Source organism: Stenotrophomonas sp. BR163 (assembly GCF_047520985.2).
In the GTDB taxonomy this organism is placed as follows: Bacteria; Pseudomonadota; Gammaproteobacteria; order Xanthomonadales; family Xanthomonadaceae; genus Stenotrophomonas; species Stenotrophomonas sepilia.
Genome location: NZ_JAXBRE020000002.1, coordinates 114,421 through 137,456, shown reverse-complemented (window position 1 = coordinate 137,456; position 23,036 = coordinate 114,421). Strand labels below are relative to the sequence as shown.

General features: G+C 66.6%; 21 protein-coding genes. 14 read left to right on the top strand and 7 right to left on the bottom strand.

Annotation, left to right across the window (positions count from 1 at the left end; translation table 11 throughout):
• Positions 1-891 carry a sterol desaturase family protein gene (locus tag ACM0PY_RS01960; RefSeq protein WP_134972516.1) on the top strand — a complete coding sequence of 297 codons (891 nt, stop codon included), beginning with the start codon at positions 1-3 and terminating at the stop codon, positions 889-891.
• Between the two features lie 9 nt (positions 892-900).
• Here the strand turns inward: ACM0PY_RS01960 and ACM0PY_RS01955 are convergent, their stop codons facing one another.
• Together ACM0PY_RS01955 and ACM0PY_RS01950 are read right to left on the bottom strand one after the other, a co-directional pair.
• Positions 901-1,605 carry a helix-turn-helix domain-containing protein gene (locus ACM0PY_RS01955; RefSeq protein WP_180886331.1) on the bottom strand — a complete coding sequence of 235 codons (705 nt, stop codon included), beginning with the start codon at positions 1,603-1,605 and terminating at the stop codon, positions 901-903.
• Between the two features lie 289 nt (positions 1,606-1,894).
• Positions 1,895-2,329, bottom strand: coding sequence for a VOC family protein (locus ACM0PY_RS01950; protein WP_021204492.1), 435 nt, complete (start codon positions 2,327-2,329; stop codon positions 1,895-1,897).
• A 338-nt stretch (positions 2,330-2,667) separates the two neighbouring features.
• Here ACM0PY_RS01950 and ACM0PY_RS01945 point away from each other — a divergent pair, with 338 nt between their 5' ends.
• The gene (locus ACM0PY_RS01945; RefSeq protein ID WP_180886332.1) at positions 2,668-5,463 is read left to right on the top strand and encodes a beta-glucosidase family protein; all 2,796 of its coding nucleotides are present in this window, start codon (positions 2,668-2,670) and stop codon (positions 5,461-5,463) included.
• A gap of 98 nt (positions 5,464-5,561) precedes the next feature.
• On the opposite strand, the gene ACM0PY_RS01940 is transcribed toward ACM0PY_RS01945, so the two are convergent.
• A complete protein-coding gene (locus ACM0PY_RS01940; protein WP_180886334.1) occupies positions 5,562-6,458 on the bottom strand; it encodes a LysR family transcriptional regulator in 897 nt (298 codons plus the stop codon).
• 105 nt (positions 6,459-6,563) lie between these two features.
• Here ACM0PY_RS01940 and ACM0PY_RS01935 point away from each other — a divergent pair, with 105 nt between their 5' ends.
• From ACM0PY_RS01935 to ACM0PY_RS01925, 3 genes are all read left to right on the top strand, one after another.
• Complete coding sequence (locus ACM0PY_RS01935; RefSeq protein WP_180886336.1) at positions 6,564-7,922, top strand: MFS transporter; 1,359 nt, start codon at positions 6,564-6,566, stop codon at positions 7,920-7,922.
• The gene (locus ACM0PY_RS01930) at positions 7,922-8,308 is read left to right on the top strand and encodes a DUF4440 domain-containing protein (protein ID WP_180886337.1); all 387 of its coding nucleotides are present in this window, start codon (positions 7,922-7,924) and stop codon (positions 8,306-8,308) included. Before ACM0PY_RS01935 ends, ACM0PY_RS01930 begins: the two co-directional genes overlap by 1 nt.
• Before the next feature lie 220 nt (positions 8,309-8,528).
• On the top strand, positions 8,529-10,439 hold the full coding sequence (locus ACM0PY_RS01925; protein ID WP_043035207.1) for a CocE/NonD family hydrolase: 1,911 nt from the start codon (positions 8,529-8,531) through the stop codon (positions 10,437-10,439).
• Positions 10,440-10,511: 72 nt separating this feature from the next.
• Here ACM0PY_RS01925 and ACM0PY_RS01920 read toward each other — a convergent pair whose 3' ends face one another.
• The gene (locus ACM0PY_RS01920) at positions 10,512-10,976 is read right to left on the bottom strand and encodes an SMI1/KNR4 family protein (RefSeq protein WP_134956073.1); all 465 of its coding nucleotides are present in this window, start codon (positions 10,974-10,976) and stop codon (positions 10,512-10,514) included.
• Between the two features lie 147 nt (positions 10,977-11,123).
• On the bottom strand, positions 11,124-12,077 hold the full coding sequence (locus tag ACM0PY_RS01915) for a helix-turn-helix transcriptional regulator (protein WP_134971838.1): 954 nt from the start codon (positions 12,075-12,077) through the stop codon (positions 11,124-11,126).
• A gap of 320 nt (positions 12,078-12,397) precedes the next feature.
• Here ACM0PY_RS01915 and ACM0PY_RS01910 point away from each other — a divergent pair, with 320 nt between their 5' ends.
• The 7 genes from ACM0PY_RS01910 to ACM0PY_RS01880 all read left to right on the top strand — a co-directional run bounded on the left by ACM0PY_RS01910 (position 12,398) and on the right by ACM0PY_RS01880 (position 20,279).
• A complete protein-coding gene (locus ACM0PY_RS01910) occupies positions 12,398-13,156 on the top strand; it encodes an SDR family NAD(P)-dependent oxidoreductase (RefSeq protein ID WP_134971840.1) in 759 nt (252 codons plus the stop codon).
• A 129-nt stretch (positions 13,157-13,285) separates the two neighbouring features.
• Positions 13,286-13,738 (top strand): MgtC/SapB family protein, encoded by a 453-nt coding sequence (locus tag ACM0PY_RS01905; RefSeq protein WP_005413774.1) that lies wholly within the window; start codon positions 13,286-13,288, stop codon positions 13,736-13,738.
• A 222-nt stretch (positions 13,739-13,960) separates the two neighbouring features.
• Positions 13,961-15,619: an L-lactate permease gene (gene lldP / locus ACM0PY_RS01900; protein WP_134971842.1), complete on the top strand. Its 1,659-nt coding sequence runs from the start codon at positions 13,961-13,963 to the stop codon at positions 15,617-15,619.
• A gap of 53 nt (positions 15,620-15,672) precedes the next feature.
• Positions 15,673-16,437, top strand: a complete 765-nt coding sequence (gene lldR / locus ACM0PY_RS01895; RefSeq protein WP_134971844.1) for a transcriptional regulator LldR — start codon at positions 15,673-15,675, stop codon at positions 16,435-16,437.
• Between the two features lie 4 nt (positions 16,438-16,441).
• Positions 16,442-17,581 carry an FMN-dependent L-lactate dehydrogenase LldD gene (lldD, locus tag ACM0PY_RS01890; RefSeq protein ID WP_134971846.1) on the top strand — a complete coding sequence of 380 codons (1,140 nt, stop codon included), beginning with the start codon at positions 16,442-16,444 and terminating at the stop codon, positions 17,579-17,581.
• Positions 17,578-19,284: a D-lactate dehydrogenase gene (gene dld / locus ACM0PY_RS01885; protein ID WP_414609366.1), complete on the top strand. Its 1,707-nt coding sequence runs from the start codon at positions 17,578-17,580 to the stop codon at positions 19,282-19,284. Before lldD ends, dld begins: the two co-directional genes overlap by 4 nt.
• Before the next feature lie 110 nt (positions 19,285-19,394).
• The gene (locus ACM0PY_RS01880) at positions 19,395-20,279 is read left to right on the top strand and encodes a hypothetical protein (protein WP_235646687.1); all 885 of its coding nucleotides are present in this window, start codon (positions 19,395-19,397) and stop codon (positions 20,277-20,279) included.
• 98 nt (positions 20,280-20,377) lie between these two features.
• Here ACM0PY_RS01880 and ACM0PY_RS01875 read toward each other — a convergent pair whose 3' ends face one another.
• Positions 20,378-20,674 carry a hypothetical protein gene (locus ACM0PY_RS01875; RefSeq protein WP_134971852.1) on the bottom strand — a complete coding sequence of 99 codons (297 nt, stop codon included), beginning with the start codon at positions 20,672-20,674 and terminating at the stop codon, positions 20,378-20,380.
• Positions 20,675-20,844: 170 nt separating this feature from the next.
• On the opposite strand from ACM0PY_RS01875, the gene ACM0PY_RS01870 reads away from it, so the two are divergent.
• Both ACM0PY_RS01870 and ACM0PY_RS01865 read left to right on the top strand, forming a co-directional pair.
• A complete protein-coding gene (locus tag ACM0PY_RS01870; protein WP_180885442.1) occupies positions 20,845-21,504 on the top strand; it encodes a decarboxylase in 660 nt (219 codons plus the stop codon).
• An 83-nt stretch (positions 21,505-21,587) separates the two neighbouring features.
• Positions 21,588-22,367, top strand: a complete 780-nt coding sequence (locus ACM0PY_RS01865) for a CDP-diacylglycerol diphosphatase (RefSeq protein WP_180885451.1) — start codon at positions 21,588-21,590, stop codon at positions 22,365-22,367.
• Here ACM0PY_RS01865 and ACM0PY_RS01860 read toward each other — a convergent pair.
• Entirely contained in the window at positions 22,364-22,963 is a 600-nt protein-coding gene (locus ACM0PY_RS01860; protein WP_072167476.1) for a GNAT family N-acetyltransferase, read from the bottom strand. The two genes, ACM0PY_RS01865 and ACM0PY_RS01860, sit on opposite strands and share 4 nt — an antisense overlap.
• Between the last annotated feature and the right edge of the window lie 73 nt (positions 22,964-23,036).

Sequence of the window (23,036 nt, the reverse complement as noted above, 5' to 3'; positions counted from 1 at the left end):
ATGAAGCACTGGATCCTGCGCCTGTATGCCCCGTTGTTCCTGCTGGGGTTCGTTGCCACTGCCGTCGTCTGGGTCGGCCACTGCCATGGCGATCCGTTGTGGCTGCTGGCCCTGCTGGCGATCGCCATTGCGGTTTCGTTCGTCGCCGAGCGCGCCTGGCCGTATGACCCTGCGTTCAACCGCGACCACGGCGACCGTGTGCGTGATGCCCTGCACGCGCTGGTCAACGAGAGCCTGAATCTGCTATCGATCGCCGCGGTGCCGCTGCTGGCGGCGATCATTCCGTGGCAGGTCTGGCCGCTGCAGTGGCCGTTCGCACTGCAGGTACTGGTGGCGATCATCGCTGCCGATCTCGGCATCACCCTGGTGCACTACGCAAGCCATCGCATCGGCTGGTTGTGGCGCCTGCATGCGGTGCATCACAGCGTGACCCGCATGTATGGCTTCAACGGCCTGATGAAACACCCGCTGCACCAGGCGGCCGAAGCGGTGGGCGGCGTGCTGCCATTGTTGCTGCTGGGCCTGCCGATGCCGGTGGCGGCGGTGCTGGCGTTTGCCATCGCCATCCAGCTGCTGCTGCAGCACTCCAACGTGGACATGCGCCCGGGTGTGATGGGCCGGGTGATGGCGTGGGCACCGCTGCATCGCTTCCATCACATGCGTTACGGCACCGCCGGTGACGTCAACTTCGGCCTGTTCCTGACCGCATGGGATCATCTGCTGGGGACCGCCTTCGATGCGCCCGGTTATCGGCTGCAGCAATGCGATCTCGGTATCGGCAGCCAACCGGACTATCCACGCGATTACGCGGGGCAGCTGCTGGCGCCGTTTCGTGAACTGCCGCATGGCGAGGTGCCGGAGCTGCCCGAAGGCCTGCGCAGGTGTGCGTGATCGGCCGTGTCAGGTTGCGTGCAACTGCAGGCCCTGCAGCTGTGCGGCACCGATGCCGAACATGCGGCGCAGGCTGCGCGAGAGATGGGCCAGGTCGGCGAAGCCGGCCGCATGCGCGCTGGCGGTCAGGCTGTGCCCCTGCAGGTGGTGCGCGAGCGCGGTACGCAAGCGCTGCCACAGCACCCAGCCGCGCAGGGTCACCGCCAGGTCGGACTGGAAACGCCGGTGCAGCTGGCTGGTCGACAGGTGCGCGGCTTCGGCGATGTCGGCAGCCGGCACCGGGCCGGGCAGGTACTGGGCGATACGGGCCAACGCCGCCTGCACGCGGCGGTCCAGCGGTTGCGGGCGGCTCAGCCGTGGCAACCAATCGCGCAGCTCCAGCGCGTTGCCCGGCAGCGCGTGCAGATGCTGCTGGATCTGGGTGGGATCGGCGTGGGCCGGCTCAAGGAACACCGTGCAGCCTGCTTCCGGTGCCGACAGGATCGCGTGCGGCTGGAACGAAGGCAGCCATAGCCGCTGGCCCTGCTGCTGTACGCCATCGATCTCGACGTGCCAGGGCGTACCGTCGCTTAGCAGCAATTGATGGGCGTAGTGCGCATGCGAGGCGCTGCCACCAGCATGGCCCTGCAGCACGGCCACGTGAGCATCCAGCAGCAACGTGCCATTCCAGGGCAGGGCGGGGGAGGACATGGAGGGATTGTAGATCCACGCCATGCGTGGATGAATCTCCATCGAAATCGAGTAATTCGACGATTGATCGAAGAGCATCCACGCATGGCGTGGATCTACTGCAGATTGCGACGAATTGTCGAAGGCGGGGTGGGTCCGGTTGCGGGGGCGTGAGCGCCATGGATGGCGCGACCGAGGCTACATGGACGTACTTGCGCCGTCCCCCGCAACCGGACCCACCCCGCCATCCCACAGGAAGCCCGCTTTTGCTTCGGCTGTTGCTTCTAAGGTTGCCGGCCAGCGGCCGGCACTACCGCGGGTGCCGTGCGCACCCTCACCGCCCGTGCGGATCCGGCCGGTGATGCACGTACTCGACCACCGTGCCATCGGGATGCACCGCATTGAACGCCGCCCCGGTCGGGACCACTTGCAACGGGAAGATGATCTCGGCGCCGGCGGCGACCAGTTTGTCGTGATAAGGCCGAACGTCATCGACCAGCAGTGTCCCCGTGGTCGAGGTGAACGGCGCCAGCGCCGCCTCGCTGCCCTCGATCAACAGGAACGCACCGACCATGGCCAGGCGCAGCCCGGCCTCCGGAAATGGAAAGCCCGCATCGGCCACCACGCCCTGCAACTGCTCGTAGAACGCCACGCTGCGTTCCAGCTCACCGGGGGCCACGAACACCCGGATCAGCACACGCGGTGCGCGCTGGCTGGACGTATCGCAGCGGTCGCGCCAGAGATGGTCGAAGTCGCGGTGGACGGTCATGGGATCGGTTCGTGGCCAGGGACCTTCATTATCGGCAGCCTCGCACGGCGCGCTGATGACCGCCGGTGATGGCCTGATAACTGCAGGCAGCGATCGCCCCTGTGACTTAGGTCCTGTTGACAGGTGTGAACGCCCTCGCACAATCTTCATAGGATTGGGTCGCCCTGCGCGGCCCGGGCAGGCAGGTTGTCACGCCGGGAGGAGGGTCCCGCGCGCAGACCGGCCTGTCCTTCGGCCTGCGGGAGGTTGCCTGGCAATCCCTGCGCGGCATGAACGCTGCACCCTTCGGCGGCACTTTCCCTGGACCGATTGCCTTGGCAACGGAATTACGCCTGTCGATGAAAACGTTTACAAAGCCGCTTGTACTGTCCCTGGCCCTGTCCGCTGCACTGGCCGCTCCAGCGTGGGCCGACCCTGCCGCGTTCACCGTGCTGACCCTGGAACAGGCCCCGACCGCCGAGGCGCTGCCGGCCTTGGCCGCCCAGCTGAAGACCCTGCAGGTGGACGCGGTGAGCGTGCGCCAGGTGCAGCGCGGTATTGGCCAGGTCGATCCACTGCAGGTGCTGGCCGACGGACTGGGTTACGAATACCGCTTCATTGCTGCGGGCAAGGACGATGGCCAGACCCAGCGCGGCCAGGCCGTGCTGACCCGGCTGCCGATCGCCGCTGAATCCGGCCCGGACCAGCCGGGTCTGAACTACCTGCGCCTGGACGATGGCCGCCACACCGTGGCGGTCTATACCGATGCCGGCGCAGGTGCCGCGCAGCTGCCGGCGCTGGTCACCCGTTCGCGGCTGGGTGCACCGGCGGTGCTGCTCGGCGCAGTGGCCGGTGAATCGGCCAAGGCCGCCGGCTTCGATCCGGCGCGTGTGGCGCTGGAAGCGGATGCCAGCTATTTCAGCGACGGTTTCCAGGCCGCCAGCAGCGCACCGTTCAAGGTGGAGGGCAGCACCCTGCGCGCCACCCTGCTGACACTGGCCTATGCCGCCGACAAGCACGGCGAAAAGCCATGGATGGACACCGCCCTCAACGCCGATGCACGCGCCGCGCTGCTGCTGAAGGCGATGACCGAGGATGAGAAGTTCCAGATGCTGCACAGCTACTTCGGGCTGGGCAAGGACGGTGGCCCACTGCCGGAAGGTGCGGTCGGTTCGGCCGGTTTCGTGCCGGGCGTGGCGCGGCTGGGCATTCCGTCGCAGCAGTCGGCCGATGCCGGCGTCGGCGTGACCAATCCGGGCGGCATCCGTCCGGGCGATTTCGCCACGGCAATGCCCTCAGGCCCATCCACCGCGTCCAGCTGGAACCGCGAAGTCGCCTTCGCAGGTGGCGCGACCATGGGCCGCGAGGCGTGGCAGCAGCGCTTCAACATCCTGCTGTCGGGCAGCGTCAACCTGCAGCGCGATCCACGCAACGGCCGCAACTTCGAATATGCCGGTGAGGACCCGCTGCTGGCCGGTTCGATGGTCGGCGCGCTGATCCAGGGCGTGCAGAGCCAGCACGTGATCTCCTCGATGAAGCACTTCGCGCTGAACGACATGGAGACCCGGCGCAACTTCCATGACGTGCGCATCGGCGAACAGGCCATGCACGAGTCGGACCTGCTGGCCTTCGAGATCGCGCTGGAGGCTGGCCGCCCGGGCGTGGCGATGTGCTCGTACAACAAGATCAACGGCACCTACGGCTGCGAGAACGGCTACCTGATGAACCAGGTGCTGAAGCAGGAATGGAAGTTCCCCGGTTTCGTGATGTCCGACTGGGGCGGCGTGCACAGCGGTTCGAAGGCGGCGCTGGCCGGCCTGGACCAGCAGTCGGCCGGTGAAGTGTTCGACGCGGCGGTGTTCTTCGACGAACCGCTGCGTCTGGCTGTGCATGGCGGCGTGGTGCCGCAGGCGCGCCTGAATGACATGGTGGCGCGCATCCTGCGCACGATGTTCCTGCATGGCAACTTCGACAACCCGCCGCAGCACCAGAAGGTGGATGCCGAGGCCGGCTTCGCCGTGGCCCAGCGTACGGTGGAAGAGGGCAGCGTGCTGCTGCGCAATGAGGGCAACCTGCTGCCGCTGGCCGACAGCGTGAAGCGCATCGTCATCATCGGCGGCCATGCCGACAAGGGCGTGATCGGCGGCGGTGGTTCGTCGATGGTGGGCGTGACCGCCAAGGGCACCAACGCGGTGCCGGGCGTGCTGCCGACCACCTGGCCGGGCCCGGTGATCTTCCACCCGTCCTCGCCGCTGGAATCGCTGCGTGCGGCGCGCCCTGACGCAACCATCGAGTATGTGGACGGGACCAATGCCGCCGCTGCGGCCAGGGCCGCCGCGCAGGCCGATGTGGCCATTGTGTTTGCCACGCAGTGGGCCGCCGAATCGGTGGACCTGCCGGACATGCAGCTGCCGGACAACCAGGATGCCCTGATCTCGGCGGTGGCCAAGGCCAACCCGAAGACCGTGCTGGTGCTGGAAACCAACGGCCCGGTGCGCACCCCTTGGCTGGCGCAGGTGCCAGCGATGCTGCAGGCCTGGTACCCGGGCATCCGCGGTGGCGAAGGCATCGCCGCGCTGTTGACCGGCCAGGTCAATCCGTCCGGCCGCCTGCCGGTGACATGGGTGACGGATGAATCACAGCTGCCGCGCCCGCATATCGACGGCCTTGGCTTCAAGCCGGCCAAGCCGTTCGGTGATGTGTTCGATTTCGATATCGAAGGCGCCAACGTCGGCTACAAGTGGATGGCGGTCAAGGGCCTGACCCCGACCTTCGCCTTTGGTCATGGCCTGTCCTACACCTCGTTCGCCTATGACAACCTGAAGGTGAGCGTGGAAGGCTCGCGCCTGGTCGCCAGTGTCGATATCCGCAATACCGGCAAGCGCGCCGGCGCCGATGTGGCCCAGCTGTACCTGAAGCTGCCGGCAGGCAGCACCACGCCGATCCGCCTGATCGGCTACGACAAGGTGAACCTGCAGCCGGGCGAACAGCGCCGCATCCGCATCGAAGCCGAGCCGAAGACCCTGGCCCACTACGATGCACAGGCGCGCCAGTGGAAGATCGACGGTGGCACCTACCAGGTGCAGCTGGCGCGCAATGCCGCCGAGCCGCTGCAGACCGTGGACGTGCAGCTGGTGGAGCAGGTGCTGCGCTGATGCCTGACACACGGCCCGCACAGGGCCGTGTCTGAAAAAGGGGACGGAGGGGATTAAGTCGTTTATGCATAAACGACTTAATCCCCTCCGTCCCCTTTTTATGTGGCGAACCGGTCGCGCAGGAAATCAATCAGCTGCCGTACCTTCGGTGAGGGCTGCGTGCTGTGCGGGTAGACCGCGTAGACACTCTGCTGCGGGAAGCGGTGCTGGCGCAGCACCGGGCGCAGCCGGTCCTGGGCCAGGTCGTCCTCGATCAGCCAGCGTGGCAGCACGGTGACCCCGGCGCCGGCCAGGGCGAACGCGCGCAGGCTGCTGGCACCATCCACGCGTACCACCGCGTTGCCCGGGTTGGTGGCAAACAGGGCGCCGCTGCCATCAGGCGCGATCACCGGCACATCGGCCAGGCGCGGATAGCCCAGGCGGGGCAGGGTGCCCAGCTGTGCCGGATCATCGGCCGCATCGGCAGAGGGCAGGCGTGCCAGCAGGGACGGCGCCGCCACCGCGTACAGCGGGTGGCGCTCCAGTTCATTGGCGTGCAGGCCCGAGTCCGGCAGGCGGCCGAGGCGAATTGCCAGGTCGAAGCGTTCGGGAATCAGGTCGGCCGGTGCCGGTGAGGTCGACAGGTGCAGCTGCAGGGCCGGGTGCTGCGCGCGGAACGCCTCCAACGCGGGAATCAGGCGTAGCTGGGCGTACTCCGGTGTGGTGGTCAGGCGCAGCACGCCCTGCAGCTGGTGCTGGTCGCGGCGCGCGGCATCGATCGCCGCCTGCGCAGCATCCAGTGCCTGCACGCAATGTTGCAGGAACTGCTCGCCGGCCTCGGTCAGGGACAGGTGGCGGGTACTGCGCAGTAGCAGGGTCACGCCCAGCTCCTGCTCCAGCCGCTTCAGGTTGAAGCTGACCACCGCGCGGCTGAGGCCGAGCCGATCGGCCGCAGCGGTCAGGCTGCCGGCTTCGACCACGGCACGGAAAATATCGAAGCGATCGAGGCTGACCATGGCGATTCATTGTCAAAACAGTTTTGACAGTGTTGCAGGTGCTGTCGTGTTTTTCCAACAACCCCCGGGCGGCATGCTGATGGCTTCTCTGTTGGAGCGCCGCCGATGCCGTCCCCCCGCCTGCGCCATGAGGCGATCTTCCTGCTGGTATTCGCCCTGGATCTGGTCAACATGTTCATCGCCACGGTGGCCTATCCGGAACTGGCAGCGGAGCTGCACGCCGACGTCAGCACCCTGGCCTGGGTCGGCACGGCGTACATGCTGGGCCTGAGCGTGGTGATTCCGCTGGCGCCGTGGCTGGCCGCGCGCTGTGGCGAGCGTCGCTTGCTGCTGGTGGCGTTGCTCTTGTTCGCGGTCGCCGCTGTGCTGGCTGGCGCAGCGCCAGGAATCGGCTGGCTGCTCGGCTGGCGCCTGCTGCAGGGCCTGGCCGGTGGCCTGCTGATTCCCGTGGCGCAAGCCGCGGCGTACCGGCAATGCACGCCCGACCAACGTGGCGCGCTGACCCGCCGCATCCTGCTGGTGGCGCTGCTGGTGCCAGCACTGGCGCCGGCGCTGGGCGGGCTGCTGGTGCAGTGGCGGTCCTGGCGCGGAGTGCTCTGGGCCAGCCTGCCGTTGGCGGTAGTGGCCATCGGTCTGGTGCTGGCCTGGATGCCGGCCGATGGCGCGCGCAGTGCGCCGCGCCTGCAGGCCTATGCCCTGTCCACCGCGATGCTGGCGCTGGGTGCGCTGCTGCTGGCGCTGACCTGGCTGGGCGAATCGGGACATCGCGGTGCAGGTGCCGTGTTGCTGCTGGCCGCGCTGTTGCTGGCGTCGGCGCACCTGCGGCATGCACGTCAGCAGGCGCAGCCACTGCTGCGCTGGTCGCTGCTGTCCCATCGCGGGCTGCGGCTGGCGATGCTGGTGTATCTCGCCGTACCTGGTGTGTTCATCGGCAGCCAACTGGTCAGTACCCTGCAATTGCACCACGCCGGTTACAGCGCGGCACGCATCGGCGCGCTGATGCTGCCCTGGGCGCTGGCTGCGGCCATCGCGATCATGGCCAGCAAGCGCCTGCTGGCTCGCTTCGGTCCGGCCGCGGTACTGGGCGCCGGCATGCTCCTGCAGGCCAGCGGCCTGTTGCTGATGGCGCTGCTGCCACAGCCGTCCTTCGTGCTGGCTGGATTGTTGTTCGCGCTGATGGGCGCCGGCGGCAGCCTGTGCAGCAGCACCGCGCAGACGCTGGCCTTCCATGGCGTGGAAGGTGAGGCGTTGGGCGATGCCAGTGCACTCTGGAACCTCAACCGCCAGCTCAGCTTCTGCCTCGGCACCGCCGCCATCGCACTGCTGCTGGCATTGGCCATGCAATGGCTGCCGGAACGCGCCACCAGCGTGGCGCTGGGTTTGGCCGCTGCAATGACGCTGCTGCCGATGACGCTGCTGCGCCGGTCGGACGCAGTTTCCCTTTCCCAACCCGAGAATGCTTGATGGACATCAGTGCAGAACATGAAATCCACCTCCTGCACGACAAGCTGCAGGCTTGGTTCCGTGCCGACGTCGGCACCGATGCGCTGGAGGATCTGATGGCGCACTTCAGTGCGGACTTCAGCATGGTCGGTATCGCAGGACGCCGAATGGACCGGAAGGCCGTGCAGGCGCTGTTCGTGGGCGGCCATGGCGCGGGTCCGGGGCTGCTGATTTCCATACAGGCCGTGCAGGCGGTGGAGGCGCCATCACCGCTGGCGGTGCTGCGCTATCGCGAAGGGCATTCGGTCGACGGCGGCGCACCCGCATGGCGGGAGTCGTTGGCGGTACTGAGGCACGAGCAGGGGCGCTGGTGCTGGCTGGCGCTGCATGAGGTGACGGCAGCCTGATGCTGTAGAGCCGAGCCCACGCTCGGCTGCTCTTCGGAGGTTGCAGTGGCCCCAGCCGAGCGTGGGCTCGGCTCTACAACGGCCAGATGGATGTGTGCCCGTCGGGCCGCACATGTGCCATCAGTCCTGCCTGCATCGACCGAAGAATGCAAAGCATGCACACACTTCACGGCGCCAGGCAGGAGTAGGCTTGAGGCTTTCCTGCCGGGAGGGGTTGTCCATGCGTGTGCGTGCCGTCGCTGTAGCCATTGCCCTTTGCCTGTCCAGCACCGTGCTGGCCGCCGATACCCCGCCGATGACCCCGGATATCAGCGGCAAGCCGTTCGTTGCCCCCGATGTCGGTCGCGACTACGACAAGCGCGTGGTGATGGTGCCGATGCGTGATGGCACCAAGCTGTATACGGTGATCGTCGTGCCCAAGGGCGCCCGCAATGCGCCGATCCTGCTGACCCGGACTCCCTATGATGCTGCCGGTCGCGCCAGCCGCAGTGATTCGCCGCGCATGCGCGACCTGTTGCCGCAGGGTGACGAGGTGTTTGTCGACGGCGGCTACATCCGCGTGTTCCAGGATATCCGCGGCAAGTATGGCTCCGAGGGCGATTACGTGATGACCCGGCCGCTGCGCGGGCCGTTGAACAACACCAAAGTCGACCATTCCACCGACGCCTGGGACACCATCGACTGGCTGGTGAAGAACGTACCGGAGAGCAATGGCAAGGTCGGCATGCTCGGCTCGTCGTACGAGGGCTTCACCGTGGTGATGGCGCTGACCGACCCGCACCCGGCACTGAAGGTGGCCGCACCACAGAGCCCGATGGTCGATGGCTGGATGGGCGACGACTGGCTCAACTACGGTGCGTTCCGCCAGGTCAACTTCAACTACTTCGCCATGCAGACCGAGAAGCGCGGCAAGGGTACGCCGCTGCCCAGCCTCGGCTACGACGACTACAGCACCTTCCTGCGCATCGGTTCGGCCGGTGACTATGCGCGCTTCACCGGCGTGGACCAGCTGACCTGGTGGAAGAAGCTGGTCGAGCATCCGGCCTATGACGGCTTCTGGCAGGGCCAGGCGCTGGACGCGGTGATGGCAAAGACACCGCTGAAGGTGCCGACCATGTGGCTGCAGGGCCTGTGGGACCAGGAGGACATGTGGGGTGCCAACCACGCCTATCAGGCGATGGAAGGACGCGATAGCGGCAACAACCGCAATTACCTGGTGATGGGCCCGTGGCGACACAGCCAGGTGAACTACAGCGGCAGCGAACTGGGTGCGCTGAAGTTCGACGGCGATACCGCGCTGCAGTTCCGCCGTGACGTGCTCAAGCCCTTCTTCGACCAGTACCTGGTGGATGGCGCGCCGAAGGCCGATACGCCGCCGGTGCTGATCTACAACACCGGCGAAAACCACTGGGACCGCCTGAAGGGTTGGCCGCGCAGCTGCGACAAGGGCTGTGCCGCGAGCAGCAAGCCGCTGTACCTGCGCGCCGGCGGCAAGCTGGCGTTCCAGGCACCGGCGGCGGGCGAGGGGGACTTCGAGGAATACGTGTCCGACCCGGCCAAGCCGGTGCCGTTCGTGCCGCGCCCGGTCCGCTTCGGTGACCGCGACATGTGGACCACCTGGCTGGTCAAGGACCAGCGCTTTGTCGATGGTCGTCCGGATGTGCTGACCTTCATCACCGAACCGCTGACCGCGCCGTTGCGCATCGGCGGCGCGCCGGTGGTGCACCTGCAGGCCTCGACCAGCGGCACCGACAGCGACTGGGTGGTGAAGCTGATCGACGTGTATCCGGACCAGGAAGCGTCGACGCCGGAAATGGGGGGCTATGAGCTGCCGGTGTCGCTGGCGATCTTCCGTGGCCGCTACCGCGAGAGCTTCAGCGATCCGAAGCCGCTGGCCGCCAACCAGGTGCTGCCGTACCGTTTTGACCTGCCCAACGCCAACCACACGTTCCAGAAGGGCCACCGGGTGATGGTGCAGGTGCAGTCCAGCCTGTTCCCGTTGTACGACCGCAACCCGCAGACCTACGTGCCGAACATCTACCTGGCCAAGCCGGGCGATTACCAGAAGGCCACGCAGCGGGTCTGGCATAGCGCGGCGCAGGCGAGCTACATCGATCTGCCGGTGTATTGAGGCCCGCAGGGTGGCGCCGGGCCGTGCCTGGTAGCACGTGGTAGTGCCGGCCGCTGGCCGGCATTTCCATGTTCAAGGATAAAGGTTGTCGCTAGTCAGCAGGCCGCTGTCGAACTTACGAAAGAGTTCGGCAATAGATTCGGCGATGGGCTTGCCCTGGCTGATATCGAGATCGGCCAGATCGAATGAGACGATCTGGCCGGGTCTGAGCAAACGGAGATCGAGCGCAATGAGCGTCGATCCACCGTCCGTTCCAATGCCCATCAGGGAGTCGCCAAGATAACGACGGATCTGGTAGCTGCCGTTAAGCTGAATGATGCTGGCGATGGACCACAGGTCGACATAAGCATGAGGGAACACGCAGCGCCCACCGTTTGACCAACGCAGGAGCTGTATGAAGCCCTCTGGAATCGCTGCCTCGCTCCAATGTGCCTGTAAGCTGCGTAGATCGTCCGTATGCGCGCCTGTCTCGGGTAGCCACGGACTTTGGATGCATCGGATGAAGTAAGGCGTGCTTGGCTGATCTCGGTTGTCCACGAGAAGTCCCTGTAGTCAGCCTTACTACGATGCCGCGGCCCATCTTTCGCCGCAATGGGCATCTGCGACATGCGCAAAGATGTGCCGGGAATATGATCGCTTTCAGCGCGTGTCGACCAAGGTCGACACCTACCAGGGCCCGGGCCTTCAGCCCACCTTCGACGGGCCCGTGCGCCAGCGGCTGGGGACCAGGCCGAAGCGCTTGCGGAACGCGGCGGCGAAGTTGCTGGGGTGGCGGTAGCCGCTGGCGGCGGCAGCCTGCTCGACGGTCCATCCGTTTTCGCGCAGGCCCTGTTCGGCATGGCGCATGCGCTGCTCATGCAGGTAGTCGAACACCGAGCAGCCGTACTGCTGGGCGAAGTGGCGACGCAGCGAACTGGGACTCATGCAGGCCAGCTGGGCCAGTTCGATCAGGCTGTGGGCATGGCTGGGGTCGTCATGCAGGTAGGCACGCACGCGCTCCAGCCGCTCGCGCTGGCCGGCGCGCAGCGTGCGTACATGTTCGGTCTGCATATCCTCGGCCTGCAGGCCGACGGCCAACACCTGCAGGGCCACGCCTTCGCGCCACAGCGCATCGATGTCGTCCTGCCAGGGACTGTCGAACAATTGGGCGAGCGTCGGCAGCAAGGCATGCGGAATGGCCCAGTGGCGGCACTGCAGAGGGGAATGAAGGACCCGTTGCAGTGCCGGCAGGCGCAGCATGTCCACGTCCAGATCGGCCGGTACGCTCAAGCTGACCCCGCGCAGGTGGCTGCCACCGGGATGCAGCCCGGCCATCGACACAGGTTCATGGTGGCTGGTGGTCATGCCTGTGCCGGCGCGCAGGGTGAACCCCTTGCGACGAGGAAACTGGACATCCACTTCGCCCTGAAGCATCAGGCGGATGGTCAGGCCGGCATCGTGCACAGCGGTGGCCGTGTAGGTGAACCGGTTGTGCACGTCCGAGGCGATCAGGCCCAGGCCACCGCGCAGTGACTGTTCGTGGACGTCGCCACGCCCTGCCCATTGGTCGTCGCGCAGTTCACTCCCTTCGATCCGGTAGTCGTAGCCATGGCGTTCGCCGAACTGGCGGTAATCAGCAAAAGTGAAATATCGGGACATCGCTCTGCGCAAACACAGGTTGAATTGAATGTGTCGAAGAATCTGGAAGCGTTTCCCATTGTCGCCGCGATTCGCGCGCTTTTGACTTCGATAAGGTCAAAACGATTGGCGATTACGGCCAAAGTGAAAATGCCGAAGAACATACGCCGGCGTTTTGCACGCATATCCGTACGCAGTTCCATACATAAACTGCGGTTGAGGTTTCATGGCTGGAACGATCTGGAGATGCGATGTCAGCCCGACCATCACGGGCGTGCGCGTAGGGTGGGTCGGTTGGCTGTTGCAGGCCACTTTGATACCCCCACCGATGGAGAATGTAGATGATTGATTACCAGTTGACCGGCAAGACCGCGATCGTGACCGGCGGCGTGTCGGGCATCGGCCTGGCCGTGGCCCAGACACTGGCCACATCCGGTGCCCGTATCTCGGTCTGGGACCTGAAGCAGGATGCAGTGGATGCCACCGTGGCGCAGTTGCGCAATTCGGGTGTACAGGCCATCGGCATCGCGCTGGACGTCACCGACGAGGCGGCGGTGGAGGCAGCGGTGCAGCGCACGATCAAGGAACTCGACGGCCTGCACGTGGCGGTCAACAACGCCGGCATCAGCGGGCCGGCGGCCAGCAGCGGCGACTATCCGATTGATGGCTGGCAGCGCGTGATCGATGTCAACCTCACCAGCGTGTTCCTGTGCCAGCGTGCGCAGATCCAGGCCATGCGCGCTGCAGGCACGGGCGGCAGCATCATCAACATGGCTTCGATCCTGGGCCAGGTGGGCTATGCCGGCTCCACCGCGTATGTGGCGGCCAAGCACGGCGTGGTCGGGCTGACCCAGACCGCAGCGTGGGAACATGCGGCTGACGGCATCCGTGTCAACGCGGTGGGTCCGGGCTTCATCAGCACGCCACTGCTGGAGAAGATGGACCCGAAGGTGCGCGCCACGCTGGAAGGGCGGCACGCGTTGAAGCGGCTGGGTACGCCGCAGGAAGTGGCCGCGCTGGTAGCCTGGCTGGCCAGCGACGATGCCTCGTTCGCGACCGGCACGTACTACGCCATCGATGGTGGCTACCTCGCGCAGTGATGCGCTGAACGCCGGTTACGGCATCCCAGGGCATCGCCCGGCGCTACCGGGTGAACGCACTGTGGGGTGGCCTTCACCTCTGTGCCACGCATGCCACGCGACGCTCAGGGAAATTCCCGGAGCCTGCCTATGGAACTCACCCAGGATGTCTCGATCCTGCTGCGCGTAGCCGCAGCGATGCTGTTCGGCGGTGTGCTCGGTGTCGAGCGGGAAATGGGCAAGCACGCCGCCGGCCTACGTACGCACATGCTCATTGCCGGAGCGGCGGCATTGATCGTCGGTCTCGGCGACTCGGTGGCCGAGCATTTCCAGCAGGAGCGTTACCGCGATCTGCTGCAGGTTGATCCGGTGCGCCTGATCGAAGCGGTGGTGGCCTGCGTGGGCTTCGTGGCCGCTGGCACCATTCTGCGCGGCTCACGCGAGGACCAGGTCAGCGGCTTGACCACGGCCAGTTCGCTGATCATGGCGGCGGCGATCGGGATTGCGGTGGGGATCAGCAAGTACGTGATCGCGATCGGGGTCAGCGTGCTGTGCGTGCTGGTGCTGGCGGTGATGCGGCGGTTGGAGAAACGGATCTCGTAGGGAAGGTCGAGTTGCCGGCCAGCGGCCGGCACCACCATGAAGGCCCCAATGGTCAGACCAATAAAGGGCTAGCCCTATGGTCTAATAGGCTCTTCGTCGGAGTAGCGGTTAAATCCGCTGCAAGTGGTCTGATCGCGATCATTAATGGTAATACCAATGATCGACGGCCACGGCGACCCACCGCCTGCGGTGGGCTCCTTCCGTTTCCAGTCGAGAGTCTTCATGCAGCCTTGGCAACACCTGTACGACCCCGCCGGCAACCTGTGGTTGTCGAGCCTGATCGCGCTGATGCCGATCGCGTTCTTCTTCGTTGCCCTGGCAGTGCTGCGCATGAAGGGCTGGCTGGCCGGCACGATCACCGTGGCCATCGCACTCAGCGTGGCCCTGTTGTTCTACCGCATGCCGGTGCCCCAGGCGCTGGGCGCGGCCGGCTTCGGTTTCGTCTACGGCCTGTGGCCCATCGCGTGGATCATCATCGGTGCGGTGTTCCTCTACAAAGTTTCGGTCAAGACCGGGCAGTTCGACATCATCCGCGCCTCGATCCTCTCGGTGACCGAAGATCAGCGCCTACAGATGCTGATGGTCGGCTTCGCTTTTGGCGCCTTCCTGGAAGGGGCGGCCGGTTTCGGTGCGCCGGTGGCGATCACCGCAGCGTTGCTGGTCGGGCTGGGCTTCAAGCCGCTGTATGCCGCCGGCCTGTGCCTGATCGTCAACACCGCGCCGGTAGCGTTCGGCGCGATGGGCATTCCGATCATCGTGGCCGGGCAGGTCACCGGCCTGGACGCATTCGAGATCGGCCAGATGGCCGGCCGCCAGTTGCCGTTCCTGACCATCATCGTGCTGTTCTGGATCATGGCGATCATGGATGGTTGGCGCGGTATCAAGGAGACCTGGCCGGCGGTGCTGGTTGCGGGTGGTTCGTTCGCCATCGCGCAGTACCTGACCTCCAATTTCATCGGCCCGGAACTGCCGGACATCACCGCGTCGCTGGCGTCGCTGGTGTGCCTGACCTTGTTCCTGCGCCGCTGGAAGCCGGTGCGGATCTTCCGTTTCGACACCGAAACCAGCGCCGAGGCGGCCGCACAGGCACTGGAGGCACCGCGCCACAGCGTCGGCCAGATCGCCAGGGCATGGTCGCCGTTCCTGATCCTCACCGCGATGGTCACGCTGTGGAGCATCAAGCCGTTCAAGTCGCTGTTCGCGGCGGGCGGTCCGCTGGAAGGCTGGGTGCTGAAGATCCCGGTGCCAGGATTGGACCGGATGGTACAGAAGATGCCACCGATTGTGGATGCGCCCCTGAGCTATGACGCCATCTACAAGTTCGACTGGTTCTCGGCCACCGGTACCTCGATCATCCTGGCCGGGGTGATTGCCATCATCGTGCTGCGCATGCCTGCACGTTCGGCGCTGCAGACCTTCGGCGAGACCGTGCGTGAGCTGCGCATGCCGATCTACTCGATTGGCATGGTGCTGGCGTTCGCCTTCATCGCCAACTACTCGGGACTGTCTGCCACGTTAGCCCTGGCGCTGGCGCATACCGGCGACGCGTTCCCGTTCTTCTCACCGTTCCTGGGCTGGCTGGGCGTGTTCCTGACCGGTTCGGATACCTCGTCCAATGCCTTGTTCTCGGCACTGCAGGCCACCACCGCACAGCAGATCGGCGTGTCCGACGTGCTGCTGGTGGCGGCCAACACCACCGGCGGTGTCACAGGCAAGATGATCTCGCCGCAGTCGATCGCCATTGCCTGCGCGGCGGTCGGCCTGGCCGGCAAGGAGTCGGATCTGTTCCGCTTCACGGTCAAGCACAGCCTGATCTTCACCACGATGGTCGGCCTGATCACCCTGGCCCAGGCTTACTGGCTGACCTGGATGATTCCCTGAGCCATGCGCGGCTGGCCGACCACCCGCTGCGCGCTTCGGGCCACAATGGCACCATGAGCACGCAACGTATTTCGGACAAGGTGGCTGCGCAGCTGCGCGGCCTGGTGCAGGAACAACGGCTGCAGCCGGGTGACCGGCTGCCGGCCGAGCGCACCCTGGCGGTGCAGCTGGGGGTCTCGCGCACGGCCTTGCGCGAGGCCATCGCGCAGCTGGCCAGCCAGGGTCTGTTGACCGCACGGGTCGGTGGCGGCACCTACGTGGCCGAGCCTGCGGCACGCGCGCGGCAGGCGCTGGATGAACCGCTGGCGCCGTACCTGCCGCTGTTCCAGGGCGACCCGGAATACCGCTTCGACGTGCTGGAGATCCGCCACGCGCTGGAAGGTGCCACCGCCTGGCATGCGGCGCTGCGGGCCACCGACGAGGACCGCGCGCGCATCGCACAGGCCTTCCGGACCATGATGGATGCGCACGGCAAGGACGACCCCACCGGCGAGGCCGAGGCCGACGCGGCCTTCCACCTGTCCATCGCCGAGGCCTCGCACAACCTGGTGCTGCTGCAGGTGATGCGCGGGCTGTTCGAACTGCTGCAGACCAACATCTCGCAGAGCCGCGAAAAGCTCTACACCTCGGCGAGGACCTTCTCGCCGCTGTCCGACCAGCACCGCGAGATGATGGATGCGGTGCTGGCCGGCGACCCCGAACGCGCGCGCGCCGCCGCGCATGCCCACCTCGAGTTCGTGCACACCACGCTGCGCACCCTCGATGACAACGAAGCCCGGCGTGCGCGGGCCTCGCGCCTGCCTTCCCCCCACGGTTGACCCCATGATCATCTCCGCCTCCACCGATTACCGTGCTGCTGCCGAACGCCGGCTGCCGCCGTTCCTGTTCCACTACATCGATGGCGGCGCGTATGCCGAGCACACGCTGAAGCGCAACGTTTCCGACCTGTCCGACATCGCGCTGCGCCAGCGCATCCTGCGCAACATGTCCGACCTGAGCCTGGAAACCGAGCTGTTCGGCGAAAAACTGGCGATGCCGGTGGCGCTGGCGCCGGTCGGCCTGACCGGAATGTATGCGCGGCGCGGCGAGGTACAGGCGGCGCGCGCGGCCGACAGCCGCGGCATCCCGTTCACCCTGTCCACGGTGTCGGTGTGCCCGATCGAGGAAGTGGCACCGGCCATCCAGCGGCCGATGTGGTTCCAGCTGTACGTGCTGCGCGACCGTGGCTTCATGCGCAACGCGCTGGAGCGGGCGCAGGCCGCCGGCGTGACCACGCTGGTGTTCACCGTGGACATGCCGGTGCCGGGCGCGCGCTACCGCGATGCACACTCGGGCATGAGCGGCCCGAATGCCTCGCTGCGCCGTATCGGCCAGGCCATCACCCATCCGCACTGGGCGTGGGACGTGGGCCTGTTCGGCCGCCCGCATGACCTCGGCAACATCTCCACCTACCGCGGCAACCCGACCGGGCTGGAGGATTACATCGGTTGGCTGGGCAGCAACTTCGATCCCTCCATTTCGTGGAAGGACCTGGAGTGGATCCGCGAATTCTGGAAGGGCCCGATGGTGATCAAGGGCATCCTCGACCCGGATGACGCGCGTGATGCGGTGAAGTTCGGTGCCGATGGCATCGTGGTCTCCAATCACGGTGGCCGCCAGCTGGACGGCGTGCTGTCCACCGCACGTGCGTTGCCGGCCATCGCCGATGCGGTGCAGGGCGACCTGAAGATCCTCGCCGACTCCGGCATCCGCACTGGCCTGGACGTGGTGCGCATGCTGGCGCTGGGGGCCGATACCGTGCTGCTGGGCCGCGCCTTCATCTATGCGCTGGCCGCGCAGGGCGAGGCCGGCGTGGCCAACCTGCTGGACCTGATCGCCAAGGAAATGCGCGTGGCGATGATCCTGACCGGTGCGCACCGCATCGCCGACATCGGCCGCGATTCGCTGGTCAGCCTGCCATGAGCGGCCACGACGCCGTGCTGGCACAGTTGCGCGATGCGGTCGGCAATCGCCATGTACTGACCGGCGACAAGGCCACGCGGCGCTTCCGTCGCGGCTACCGCTTCGGCGATGGCCCAGTGCTGGCGGTGGTGCGCCCGGGGACGCTGCTGGAACTGTGGCGCGTGCTGCAGGCAGCGGTGCAGCGCGGCGCGGCGATCATCCTGCAGGCGGCCAACACCGGCCTGACCGGCGGCTCGACCCCGGACGGCGATGACTATGGCCGGCCGATCGTGCTGGTCAGCACGCTGCGCCTGACCGGCATCCAGTTGTTGAACGAAGGCCGCCAGGTGCTGTGCCTGCCGGGTGCCACGCTGGACCGCCTGGAGCAGACGCTGGCCCCGCTGGGTCGCGAACCGCATTCGGTGATCGGCTCGTCCTGCATCGGTGCCTCGGTGCTGGGCGGCATCTGCAACAACTCCGGCGGTGCGCTGGTGCGCCGCGGCCCGGCCTACACCGAGCTGGCACTGTATGCGCAGGTCGATGCGCAGGGCCAGCTGCAGCTGGTCAATCATCTGGGCATCGCGCTGGGTGATACGCCCGAGCAGATCCTGCAGCGCCTGCAGGCCGGTGACTACACGGCCGCCGACGTGGGCGATGGCGACGGCCGTGCGGCTTCCGATCCACGCTATGCCGAGGAAGTACGCAAAGTCGGTGCCGATACTCCCGCACGCTTCAATGCAGATCCCAGCCGCCACTTCGAGGCAGCGGGATCTGCCGGCAAGCTGGCAGTGTTCGCGGTGCGCCTGGACACCTTCGAGAAGGAGGCTGCCGAGGTCTTCTATATAGGCAGCAACCGCACCGACAGCCTCACCGCGATCCGGCGCCAGCTGCTGACCGGCTTCGAGCGCCTGCCGATTGCCGGCGAGTACATCCACCGCGATGCCTATGATATCGGCGAGCGCTACGGCAAGGACAGCTTCCTGCTGATCGACCGCCTTGGCACTTCCCGCGTGCCCGCCGCGTTCGCGTTGAAGAGCCGTGTCGATGGCTGGTTCGAGCGGTTGGGCCTGCGCGGCGTGACCGACCGTGTGATGCAGGTGCTGACGGGCCTGCTGCCCTCGCACCTGCCCAAGCGCATGGGCGAGTTCCGCCAGCGCTACGAGCATCACCTGTTGCTGAAGGTCTCTGCCCAGGACGCTGCGGAAACCGAGGCCTGGCTACGCAGCTTCTTCGCCGGCCACGAAGGCGGCTATTTCCACTGCACGGCGGAGGAGGGACGCAAGGCGTTCCTGCATCGCTTTGCCGTGGCCGGTGCCGCGGTGCGCTACCGTGAAGTGCATCGTGACCAGGTGCAGGACATCGTCGCGCTGGACATCGCGCTGCGACGTGACGATGCCGACTGGTTCGAGCAGCTACCGGCGGATATCGACGCGCGCCTGCTGCACAAGCTGTACTACGGCCACTTCCTGTGCCACGTGTTCCACCAGGACTACATCGCGCGCAAAGGTGAAGACCCGATGGCGATCGAGCATGCGATGTGGGCGCTGCTGGACCAGCGTGGCGCCGAGTATCCGGCCGAGCACAACGTCGGCCACCTGTACCCGGCCAAGCCGGCGCTGGCCGGGTTCTACAAGCAGCTGGACCCGAGCAATACCTTCAACCCGGGTATTGGTCAGACGTCGAAGGCGAAGGGGTGGTGCAGCTGCGATTGCAGTGGGCATTGAGGACGGAAAGGGTAGTCGAGCATGGCTCGACGCTACAAGGGCGATGCCGGGCAGGCCCGCCGCCGTCCGGGTAGCGGTTACCATCGGAATCCCAGCCACAGGAGCCGCCCATGCCTTCCATTCCCGTCCGCGCCGCCCTGTGCGCTGCATTGCTGGCGACCCCGCTGCTAGTGCTGGCGCAGTCTTCTATCCTGCCGCAGCAGCGCGATGCCGCCGGCAATGTGATGGAACCGCTGGGGCAGGTGCTGATCGCGAGTGAGACTGGACCATCGGGGCTTTACGACTGCACGCGGGACGGCAACTGGTGCGTGCGCGTGCAGCCGGTCGCCGAGGAGGGTGACCGGCCGAGCGTGCTGGAAGTGCTTGAGAAGGTGCAGGGCCAGGGCAAGCCGCACACCTACCACGTCAGCATCGACGTGCCGCAGGAAGCCGACCTGTCACTGTGGCCGTGGATCGTGCGCCTGGCGCCGGGCGCGGGCAGCGACGAAACAGTGACCGACCCGCAGCAGCGCGCCCGCCAGAATGTGCTGGTGGGCGGCATCGTCAAGTTCAGCACCATGTACTCCGGTGGAGGTGCGGACGCGTCCACGCTGCAGTTGGCACGCGTGCGCCACCTGCAGGACGACATCCAGGTGGACGACGACGTGCTGACCGTGCCATGGCTGGGCAATGCGATGATCCGTGCGTGTTTCAGCGAGCAGGACATGAAGCAGCGCGCAGGCGCCTGCCACGACGAATACGGGTTCTCGGCCAAGCTCGGGCTGGATCCGGTGGCCGAGGGCATGCCGGTGCTGCGCTACCAGACCGTGGCGACCCGGTTCCCGGCCGGTGTTTCGCGCTTCGAGGATTCGCTGGCCAGGGGGCCGCTGAAGAAGCAGGACCTGCGCACCGAGCAGGACCCGGCATGCAGCTACACGCGGCTGTTCCGCTTCACTGATGGGGTGTTCCACCCCGACCAGGCGCTGCCGGACTGCGCGGGGTATACCGAACCCTGAGCCCTGGAGAGCCGAGCCATGCTCGACTCGGGTTCTCGCGTGGCCCGACCGCAGAGCAGCCGAGCGTGGGCTCGGCTCTACGAAAACTGAGGCGGCGCTTACTCGCAGCGGGTAGCGGTGATGATGTTGTCCTTGTCCACGAACACGCGCAGGCGGTCCTGGCGGATGTCCTTGGTGGTGATGGTGCTGGGGCCGATCGGGTTGACCAGGCCGGCGCCGCTCTCGCTGGACAGGCGGCGGATGTTGGGCTCATTGGCCGGCTGGCCGATTGCCCAGCCCAGCTGGCTGGCATCGCAGTGGCCGGTACCCTTGACCTGCGGGCCAGGGGTGCTGACGCAGGCCGACAGCAGCAGGGCCGACGCAGGCAGTAGCAGGGACAGACGGAAGGCGGACATGCGAGCGCTCCTGCGCAGGGAAGATGGGCGGAACGATAGCACCCGTCGCGCGAAAGGCGTCAGCACTCCGGTCATTGCCGGCACAGCGTGGTCATTGCATAGTGGCAGGGATGGCTGGCAGCACGCCAGCGGGCAGGCCGGGCCATTCCGGTGCAGGTGTTGGATACGCTATGACGGCAGGCAGTTTGCGCGACAAGCGCAGGGCGAGAAGGGTACTGGCAGTGTCGGTGCTGGGCGTGGCGTTTGCCGCCTCTGCCATCGAACCGGCGCCGGACGCCGCTGCGGAAGCGCCGGTGTTCGGTGCCTGGCGCAACCTGCAGACCGAGGCAGGCTACGCACCCGCCCAGCGCAACCTGGCGTTCGCGATGCTGCCGCAGGCCGCCACCCGCGGCGATCGATTCGCCATTGTCGATCGTGAGGGCAAGCGCGCGGTGTGCTGCCTGCAGGTGGCCAGCCCGTCGCTGGGCGTGGCCGCACTGCGCGAGCAATACCACCTGCCACAGGCCTGGGTGACCGACCTCAGCAATGGCCGCAGCCCGGCACGCCCCTACCTGCCGCACGTCTATGCGATGCAGCGCGTGGATGAGCTGGCTGACTATGGTTTCACCGATGTGCCGGGGGCCTACAGCGACCTGGGGGGGCTGCTGATTCCCGAAGGTGCCGCGCTGGAGGCCGATGGCAGCGCCGTGCGCCTGGGTGATGACCGTTATCCCCTGCATTTCCAGCGCCAGCCGCACGCCGAAGATGATGGCGCACTGGACCGCTACACCCTGCAGGCGGACGAGGGCGTGGCTCCGATCGTGGTTGAAGTGCCGTTCGGCACCTACTGATTGCTGCACCGCGCTGGCTAGAATGCAGTGCGGCGCCGCCTGCCGTGCCTGTTCCCTGAGTCGCCGCCGTGTCCCTGCGCTCGTTGCTGCTGTCGCCCCTGCTGCTGTCGCCCCTGCTGCTGTTGTCCGCCTGTGCGAGCGCGCCGCCTCTGCAGCCCGTCCATTCCGATGCGCTGTGGCGCCTGATCGAGCGTGACTGCCAGGCAGCTGACGGCCCGCGCGGCAGCTGCCTGCGGGTGGAGACGGCAGCCGGCCGCCGTGACGTGCTGGTCAAGGATGCACACGGTGACTACCAGTTTCTGCTGATGCCGCTGGACAAGGTAAGTGGCATCGAGAACCGCGGTCTTTACCAGCGTGGGGCGCCGAACTACTTCGCTGCGGCCTGGCAGGCGCGCAGCCACACCGAACAAGCCTTGCGGCAACCGCTGCCGCGCAACGTCGCGAGCCTGGCATTGAACTCGCCGCACGGCCGTTCGCAGCACCAGCTGCATATCCACGTGGATTGCCTGCGTGGCGACGTGTTGCAGGCGTTGGACGTGCATGCCGCTGCCCTGGGCAGCCAGTGGTCACCGTTGCCGGTGCCGCTGCGCGGTCATCAGTACCAGGCCCGCCTGTTGCCGGGCGCGGAACTGACCGCCAATCCGCTCAATCTGCTGGCCTATGACCTCGCCGGCGTGGACGACGTGGGCCAGTGGAGCCTGGTGGTGGCGGGACGGGATCCGGTGCAGGGTGGCCCGGGTTTCATCCTGCTGGCCACCCGTGTGGACCCCGGCACCGGCAATGAGGCCAGCGCTGAAGAGCTGCAGGACCACGCCTGCGCAGTGCTGACCGGCGCAGGTGCATCGCTGGAGCGGGTCCGCTAACTCTCGGGGTGCTGGCGGCTGCGCCAGACCGGCGCGGTCAGTGCCAGCAGCTGGCGATCCTGCCAACCGTCCAGATCCAGGTGGTGGTCGCGCAGCAGCCCTTCCTGTTCGAAGCCGAAGGCGTGCAGTGCAGTGGCGAACGGGCTGCTGCAGTCCGGTGGCAGCATCACGAACAGGCGGTGCACGCCCACATCCTCGAACAGGAACGGGCACAGCGCCCGCAGCGCTGCATCCGCGTGCGGGTGCCAATGCTGCAGCGACAGCAGCTCGGCGCAGCGCGTATGCAAGCACTGCAGGCGGACATGCAACTGGTCCAGCACGGTGCCGTGCTCGTCATCGAATACCCCCAGCATCAGCTGATCGTTGTCCTGCTCCAGCCGCGAGCGGTGCATGTGGGCCAGGAAGCGGGCTTCCTCGTCGATACCCGCCGGATGGCGTCGGCCGCGCCGGCGGCGATCATCGAACAGGCGCCAGCGCGGCAGGTCGGTACGCTGGAACGGGCGCAGGGTGACCGGTGCGGCCTGCAGCTGCAGCAGGTGACGGCGCAGCACCGGCCGCAACGGGGGGAGAAGCGAGGTGGGATACGGGATCATCATCCCCGGCACGATGGCCGTGCCCGCCCCCCTGCACCATTCAAAACATTGCAAAAATGCGGTGAGCGGCGCCGGG

What these genes read in the sequence shown, in the direction of transcription:
- lldD (WP_134971846.1), top strand. Translation starts at nt 16,442, where the DNA reads ATGATCATCTCCGCCTCCACCGATTACCGTGCTGCTGCCGAACGCCGG.
- ACM0PY_RS01880 (WP_235646687.1), top strand. Translation starts at nt 19,395, where the DNA reads ATGCCTTCCATTCCCGTCCGCGCCGCCCTGTGCGCTGCATTGCTGGCG.
- lldR (WP_134971844.1), top strand. Translation starts at nt 15,673, where the DNA reads ATGAGCACGCAACGTATTTCGGACAAGGTGGCTGCGCAGCTGCGCGGC.
- lldP (WP_134971842.1), top strand. Translation starts at nt 13,961, where the DNA reads ATGCAGCCTTGGCAACACCTGTACGACCCCGCCGGCAACCTGTGGTTG.
- ACM0PY_RS01940 (WP_180886334.1), bottom strand. Translation starts at nt 6,458, where the DNA reads ATGGTCAGCCTCGATCGCTTCGATATTTTCCGTGCCGTGGTCGAAGCC.
- ACM0PY_RS01925 (WP_043035207.1), top strand. Translation starts at nt 8,529, where the DNA reads ATGCGTGTGCGTGCCGTCGCTGTAGCCATTGCCCTTTGCCTGTCCAGC.
- ACM0PY_RS01960 (WP_134972516.1), top strand. Translation starts at nt 1, where the DNA reads ATGAAGCACTGGATCCTGCGCCTGTATGCCCCGTTGTTCCTGCTGGGG.
- ACM0PY_RS01950 (WP_021204492.1), bottom strand. Translation starts at nt 2,329, where the DNA reads ATGACCGTCCACCGCGACTTCGACCATCTCTGGCGCGACCGCTGCGAT.
- ACM0PY_RS01875 (WP_134971852.1), bottom strand. Translation starts at nt 20,674, where the DNA reads ATGTCCGCCTTCCGTCTGTCCCTGCTACTGCCTGCGTCGGCCCTGCTG.
- ACM0PY_RS01860 (WP_072167476.1), bottom strand. Translation starts at nt 22,963, where the DNA reads ATGATGATCCCGTATCCCACCTCGCTTCTCCCCCCGTTGCGGCCGGTG.
- ACM0PY_RS01945 (WP_180886332.1), top strand. Translation starts at nt 2,668, where the DNA reads ATGAAAACGTTTACAAAGCCGCTTGTACTGTCCCTGGCCCTGTCCGCT.
- dld (WP_414609366.1), top strand. Translation starts at nt 17,578, where the DNA reads ATGAGCGGCCACGACGCCGTGCTGGCACAGTTGCGCGATGCGGTCGGC.
- ACM0PY_RS01905 (WP_005413774.1), top strand. Translation starts at nt 13,286, where the DNA reads ATGGAACTCACCCAGGATGTCTCGATCCTGCTGCGCGTAGCCGCAGCG.
- ACM0PY_RS01955 (WP_180886331.1), bottom strand. Translation starts at nt 1,605, where the DNA reads ATGGCGTGGATCTACAATCCCTCCATGTCCTCCCCCGCCCTGCCCTGG.
- ACM0PY_RS01935 (WP_180886336.1), top strand. Translation starts at nt 6,564, where the DNA reads ATGCCGTCCCCCCGCCTGCGCCATGAGGCGATCTTCCTGCTGGTATTC.
- ACM0PY_RS01870 (WP_180885442.1), top strand. Translation starts at nt 20,845, where the DNA reads ATGACGGCAGGCAGTTTGCGCGACAAGCGCAGGGCGAGAAGGGTACTG.
- ACM0PY_RS01915 (WP_134971838.1), bottom strand. Translation starts at nt 12,077, where the DNA reads ATGTCCCGATATTTCACTTTTGCTGATTACCGCCAGTTCGGCGAACGC.
- ACM0PY_RS01910 (WP_134971840.1), top strand. Translation starts at nt 12,398, where the DNA reads ATGATTGATTACCAGTTGACCGGCAAGACCGCGATCGTGACCGGCGGC.
- ACM0PY_RS01930 (WP_180886337.1), top strand. Translation starts at nt 7,922, where the DNA reads ATGGACATCAGTGCAGAACATGAAATCCACCTCCTGCACGACAAGCTG.